Origin of the sequence: Aeromonas media, assembly GCF_000819985.1 — a bacterium.
GTDB lineage: Bacteria > Pseudomonadota > Gammaproteobacteria > Enterobacterales > Aeromonadaceae > Aeromonas > Aeromonas media.
The window spans coordinates 20,684-27,146 of record NZ_CDBZ01000090.1; the positions used below are offsets into that span (position 1 = coordinate 20,684).

5 protein-coding genes are annotated in these 6,463 nt (G+C 61.8%); 3 read left to right on the top strand and 2 right to left on the bottom strand.

Annotated features, from left to right (window positions below; all coding sequences use genetic code 11):
- Window position 1 precedes the first annotated feature (1 nt).
- Together BN1127_RS08010 and BN1127_RS08015 are read right to left on the bottom strand one after the other, a co-directional pair.
- Window positions 2-553 (bottom strand): septation protein A, encoded by a 552-nt coding sequence (locus BN1127_RS08010; protein WP_042649091.1) that lies wholly within the window; start codon window positions 551-553, stop codon window positions 2-4.
- A gap of 136 nt (window positions 554-689) precedes the next feature.
- Entirely contained in the window at window positions 690-2,222 is a 1,533-nt protein-coding gene (locus BN1127_RS08015) for an aminotransferase class V-fold PLP-dependent enzyme (protein ID WP_042649092.1), read from the bottom strand.
- Window positions 2,223-2,456: 234 nt separating this feature from the next.
- Here BN1127_RS08015 and trhA point away from each other — a divergent pair, with 234 nt between their 5' ends.
- From trhA to BN1127_RS08030, 3 genes are all read left to right on the top strand, one after another.
- The gene (trhA, locus tag BN1127_RS08020; protein ID WP_042649093.1) at window positions 2,457-3,092 is read left to right on the top strand and encodes a PAQR family membrane homeostasis protein TrhA; all 636 of its coding nucleotides are present in this window, start codon (window positions 2,457-2,459) and stop codon (window positions 3,090-3,092) included.
- Between the two features lie 117 nt (window positions 3,093-3,209).
- Window positions 3,210-4,871 (top strand): putative transporter, encoded by a 1,662-nt coding sequence (locus BN1127_RS08025; protein WP_042649094.1) that lies wholly within the window; start codon window positions 3,210-3,212, stop codon window positions 4,869-4,871.
- Window positions 4,872-5,094: 223 nt separating this feature from the next.
- On the top strand, window positions 5,095-6,463 hold a 1,369-nt coding region (locus tag BN1127_RS08030; protein ID WP_156139756.1), incomplete at its 3' end, for a retention module-containing protein.

The window sequence follows — 6,463 nt, forward strand, 5'->3', positions numbered from 1 at the left end:
GTTATTTTTTCTGTTCTGCTTTCTGCTCGGCAGGCATGTGGCGATAGAGGTAGACGCCGCTCAGCAGGGTGAACACCAGCGTCATGCCCAGCAGGCCGAAGACCTTGAAGTTGACCCACATCTCCTGGGAGAGGTTGAAGGCCACATAGAGGTTGAGCAGGCCGCAGGCGGCGAAGAAGCCGACCCAGCCGAGATTGACGTTGTCCCAGACGCGGTCGGGGGCCTGCAGCTCCTTGGCCAGCATCTGCTTGATGAGATTCTTGCCAAAGCCGTAGCGGCTGATGAGCAGGGCCAGGGCAAAGAGTGCATTGATGACGGTCACCTTCCACTTGATGAAGGTATCGTCGTGGAAGAAGACGGTGAGGCCGCCGAAGAAACCGACCAGCAGGAAGGTAAACAGCTGCATCTTCTCGACCTTGCGATAGAGCACCCAGCTGTAGAGCAGCTGAAGGCCGGTGACGACCACCAGGGCGCCGGTGGCGGTGTAGATGTCGTAAAACTTGTAGACCGCGAAGAAGACGATCAGGGGAATAAATTCAATAAACTGCTTCATGCTGGGCTCTAACCTCAAAATTTCACTCAGTGTACCTGCCCGTTAGGCAACGGCAAATGAATAAGACCGTTCATTTAGTATGCAGTTCCCCGCTGCGGGGTCGCCATCCCTGGGGGTAAGGATGGCACTTGCTGCCCTATGCCACAGATCCTGGTTGCTCTGCCTGGTCGAATAGCTGGCTGGCAATCAGGCTGCCGAGCCGCAGCTGGTCATCCAGCAAGCCGCGGATATGGCGCTCCTCGATGAGGGGATTGAGCAGGACGGCGCGCAGCAGGGTGAGCGGCTGTGTGCCGTAGCGACTCACCGCCCGCTGAGTGCGGGAGACGAAGCTGTGCCCCTCGGCGCGCTGCGCCTTTTGCAGCGCCACGTTGAAGGCGTTGATCTGCTCGTTGGCCGCCTCGTCCAGGGCCTTGCCCTGCAGATGGGGCGGAATGCAGCGATAGGAGAGCAGGTTCATCACGGGGGCCGACATCAGCTCGAAGGCGGGGTGGGCATCGATGAGCTCCGCCATCCGCCGCGCCCTGTCGTAATTGGCGTCGATAAGCTGGGCATAGCCCTGCTGGCCCAGCAACTGGAAGGCGGCATCCAGATAGAGCGCGTTGGCGGGGCGGGTGCCCTCCAGGGTGAAGCGACCCTGATCGAACGAACTGGCGCGGATGGCGTAGGGGGCCTCCCGCTTCACCGTCATCATCAGGTCCGGCTGGCGGCAGAGCAGCATGCCGGTGCCGAGCGGTACCAGCAACTGCTTGTGGCCATCCAGGGTCACGGTATCGGCCTGCGCTATGCCGTCCAGCAGGCCCTGATAGCGGGGGGAGAACAGGGTCGGGCCACCCCAGGCGGCATCCACGTGAAAGTGGATCTGCTCGCGTCGGGCGATGGCCGCGAGTTCGGGCAGGGGATCTATTGAACCGAAGTCCGTGCTGCCGGCGACCCCCACCAGGGCCAGTACCTTGAGCTTCTGCTCCCGGCATTGAACCAGTGCGCGCTCGAGGGCCGAGAGGCAGAGCCGGTTGTCGGCATCCGTCTCGAGGCGCCAGACGCGGCAAGCCCCCAGCCCCAGCAGATCCATCCCCTTGTCGAAGGAGTAGTGCATCAGCCGGGACCCCAGGATCACGGCGCCCCGGTAGCCCTGCTCGTAGAGGGAAAACAGATCGTCGCCACAGGCCCGGTTGCGGGCCAGCCAGAGGGCGGTGACGTTGGCTATGGTGCCACCGCTGGTCATGACGCCGAGGGCTGCATCCTTGGCATGCATCTGCGCCTCGTAAAAGTCGTCGTTCTCCCGATAGACGAGGCGGTGCAGCTTGGCCAACACCTCCCGCTCCAGAAAGCTGAGCAGGCGGGAGGACTCCATCTTCATCGGATTCTGGTTGAGCATCACCAGCAGCCGGGAGAGCTCGGCGGTGAAGGCCGGCAAGGGCGCCGTCATGTGCCCCATGTAATGGGGAGAAGTGAGATGGGAGGCGCCGGGCACCAGGGCTGCGAGGCGCGTGAGGTACTCAGTCGTGCTTATGCCGCTAGCGGGCATGCGGGACTGATCGAGCTGATGGACGAAACTGTCGCGCTGATAGGGGGCCTGACTGTCATCCGAGTGATGGAAGGCCTCCAGCAGGGCCGTCATGGCCTGGCCGAAGTCAGGATCCGGTTGTGTAAACAGTTCAGTCAGCTTCATCAGGTTCTCCAGACCAGCCTGTCGGGCAGAAAGTACCGGGCGCGCGCCGTGCCGGACAGACACGGCCATCTGCGCGGGTGGCGTCGGCCGCAGAGCATACACCAAAGGGGCGGGGGGAACAGCCACCTCCTGACGCCGAGACTCCCCCTGGGCAGACCTCTTTTATTTTGAGCTAACACTTGTAGCCTGAAACGTCGGCCGCTAGAGTGGATCGGATCTTGGCTGGAGGTAGTGATGACAGATGTGACGGGGTATTCCCCACGGGAAGAGTGGGCCAATCGTCTCAGCCACGGGCTGGGGCTGCTGCTGGGGATCATCGGCCTGATCCTGCTGCTGCACAAGGGCTGGGATCAGGGCCCCCAGGCGTTGCTGAGCTACGGCCTCTACGGCACCAGCCTGGTGCTGCTCTATCTCGCCTCGACCCTCTACCACAGCATGGGATCGGCGGTGGCCAGGCGCCGGTGCAAGCTGCTTGATCACTGCGCCATCTACCTGCTGATCGCTGGCACCTACACCCCCTTCCTGCTGGTGGCGCTCGATACCCCGCTGGCGCAGGGCTTGATGGTGGTGATCTGGGGGCTGGCCCTGGCCGGGGTGGTGTTCAAGCTCTTGTTCATCAACCGCTTCAAGCGCCTGTCACTCTTCACCTATCTGATGCTGGGCTGGTTGTCCCTGGTGGTCGTCTATCAGCTCTACCTCCATCTGGATGGCACCGGGCTCCTGCTGCTGGGACTGGGTGGGCTCATCTACAGCCTAGGCACCATCTTCTACATGGCCAGGCAGATCCCTTACAACCACGCCATCTGGCATCTGTTCGTGCTGGGGGGGAGCCTCTGTCACTTTGTGGCCATCTATGGCTATGTCGCCTGACTAGCCCTTAATTGGTATTTTTGCACCCATCAAAGCCTGAATTCGTGCGGCATCCCACAGTTGCCCCCTTCGTTTGCTGACAAGCTAGGGTCAGTTCAGCTTGGAAAGGATGCAAAAATGAGTGAGATCGCGCTTTCCATCAGCATGTTGTCGCTGGTGGCGGTGCTGGGACTCTGGCTGGGAAACTGGCGAGTCTATGGCGTTGGTTTGGGAATTGGCGGTGTGCTGTTCGGCGGCATCATAGTGGGTCATTTTGCCGGGCTCTCCGGCCTGAAGCTGGATGAGCAAACACTTCATTTCATTCAAGAATTTGGTCTGATCCTGTTCGTCTACACCATAGGCATCCAGGTCGGTCCCGGCTTCTTCTCTTCCCTGCGCAGCTCGGGGCTCAAGCTCAATGGCTTCGCCGCCCTGCTGGTGCTGCTCGGCTGTGTGGTGGCCGCGGCGCTGCACCAGCTGTTCGACGTGCCGCTGCCGGTGATCCTCGGGGTCTTCTCCGGTGCCGTGACCAACACCCCTTCGCTGGGGGCGGGCCAGCAGATCCTGGCCGAACTTGGGGCGGATCCGGGCTCCACCGGCCTGATGGGGATGGGCTATGCGGTTGCCTACCCGTTCGGGATCTGCGGCATCCTGCTCACCATGTGGCTCATTCGCATGTTCTTTAACGTCAAGATCGACGAAGAAGCAGCCGCGTTCGAGCAACAGGCGGGCAAAACCAAGGAGAGCCTGCAAACCATCAATATCGCGGTGCGCAACCCCAACATGCACGGCCTGATGCTTGGCGAGATCCCGAGCCTGGACGAGGCCGATGTCATCTGTTCCCGCCTCAAGCGGGGTGACGAACTGATGGTGCCCAAGCCCGACTCTCGCATCGAGCTCGGCGATCTGCTGCACCTGGTGGGGGAGCGCCATGCCCTGCACAAGGTGCTGCTGGTACTCGGGGAGGAGGTGGATACCTCCCTCTCTACCCGGGGCACGGATCTGCGGGTCGAGCGGGTGGTGGTCACCAATGAGCAGGTGCTCGGCAAGCGGATCCGGGATCTCGACATCAAGCAGAAATATGATGTGGTCATCTCGCGCCTCAACCGGGCCGGCATCGAGCTGGTCCCGACCAGCCAGACCAGCCTGCAGTTTGGCGACATCCTGAACCTGGTGGGGCGGCTCGATGCCATCGAAGCCGTGACCAGCGTGGTCGGCAACGTCCAGCAAAAACTGCAGCAGGTGCAGATGCTGCCGGTCTTCATCGGCATCGGATTGGGTGTATTGCTCGGCTCCATTCCCTTCTATCTGCCGGGATTCCCGGCGGCCCTCAAGCTGGGTCTGGCGGGCGGCCCCCTGGTGGTGGCCCTCATACTGTCGCGCATCGGCAGCATCGGCAAGCTCTACTGGTTCATGCCGCCGAGCGCCAACCTGGCGCTGCGGGAGATAGGCATAGTGCTGTTTCTGGCGGTGGTGGGGTTCAAGTCAGGGGCCGGTTTCATCGACACCCTGATCAACGGGGATGGTCCCGCCTGGATGATGTATGGCGTGGCCATCACCCTGATCCCGCTGCTGGTGGTCGGGGTGCTGGCGCGCCACTATGGCAAGGTCAATTATCTCACCCTGTGCGGCCTGCTGGCCGGCTCCATGACGGATCCTCCCGCCCTGGCCTTCGCCAACGGCATGCACCCCACCAGTGGCGCCAGCGCCCTGTCATACGCGACCGTCTACCCCCTGGTGATGTTCCTGCGGATCATCTCTCCCCAGCTGCTGGCCATCCTGCTCTGGGCCGGGGCCTGAATCGACGTGAAATGGGAGCCAAAAAGGCTCCCATCTTCGTTCTGTCATTTTTGATGCTATTGATTTAACTAATTTTATTACCCTTCAAACACCCTTCGTTTTCGGCGCGAATCCAAGCCTCATTTCGGTCTGTTCGTTCGATTTTTCTCACTGGTATCTGGTCGGACTAACGGGCACATTGGAGGCTGGAAATCTATGCCCATTGATATTTCAGGAGAAACCATTGAGCAGCAAGAGCATCGTACTGGATCAGGATGTCGTCGTTACCCAATTGCAAGGCAAAGTCTACCTGGTTGCCGCTGACGGGAGCCAGACGCTTCTTTCTGAAGGTGATGTGCTGCCCAAGGATGCAGTATTGCTCGCTCCTGAAGGGGCCAGCTTCCAGGGGGGGGAGACCACCTTTACCCTGAGCCCGAGCAACACTCCCGAGTCTGAAGAGTCCCAGTTGGCACAGGGGGATGTACCTGACGACATCGCCGCCCTGCAGCAGGCGATTCTGGCGGGGACAGACCCGACCCAGGCATTTGAAGCGTCGGCGGCGGGCGGGGCACCCGCTGCGGGCAACGTAGGCGGCGTTGCTGGTGCCAGCGGCAACGGTGGCTTCATCACCATCGACAGAACCGGTGATGCCACCATCTCCACCGCCGGCTTTGATTCCGCCAATCCGGATGATGCCGCTCCGCTGGCCGAAGCGCAGGATGACGAGGATGAGCTCCTCGATCTCACCGCACCCACCATCACTGTGTCCGCGCCGGACAACATCAACGACAGCACCCCGACCCTCACCGGGACCACGGATGCCGCTCCCGGCAGCACAGTGACCCTGGTGGTGACCGATGCCAACGGCAACCAGCAGACCCTGATCACCACTGTCAATCTGGATGGCAGCTTCAGCGTGGATGTGCAGACTCCTCTGCCGGACGGCGGCTATGACGTGACCGCCAGCGTGACCGATCCTGCCGGCAATACCGGCACCGCCACCGACGATGGTAGCGTGGACAGCACGGCGCCTTCTGTCACTGTGACTGCGCCGGACAACACCAACGACAGCACCCCGACCATCACGGGCACCACAAATGCCACCCCTGGCAGCACTGTGACCCTGGTGGTGACCGATGCCAATGGCAACCAGCAGACCCTGACGGCCACAGTTCAGCCGGATGGGTCTTACAGCTCTAATGTGGTCACCCCCCTGCCGGATGGCGGTTATGAGGTGACTGCCAGCGTGACCGATCCTGCCGGCAATACCGGCACCGCCGCCGATGATGGCAGCGTGGACACCACCGCCAACATCACGGTGAGCCTGGATGACGTGAACGGTGACAATGTGGGCAACGCGCCCATCAGCGGCACCTCCGATGTCGGCCCGGGTCGCACAGTGACCCTGACCATCACGGATGCCAATGGCGACAAGGTGACCGTCACCGCCGTCACCGATGCCAATGGCAACTACAGCACCACCGCGGACCTGGGTGGTCTGGCGGATGGCAACCTGACCGTCGAGGCCAGTGTCACAGATGCCGCGGGCAACCGTGCTGATGCCCGTGATGACACCACCTTGCTCGACACCACGGCGCCGGTAGACCTCGCCA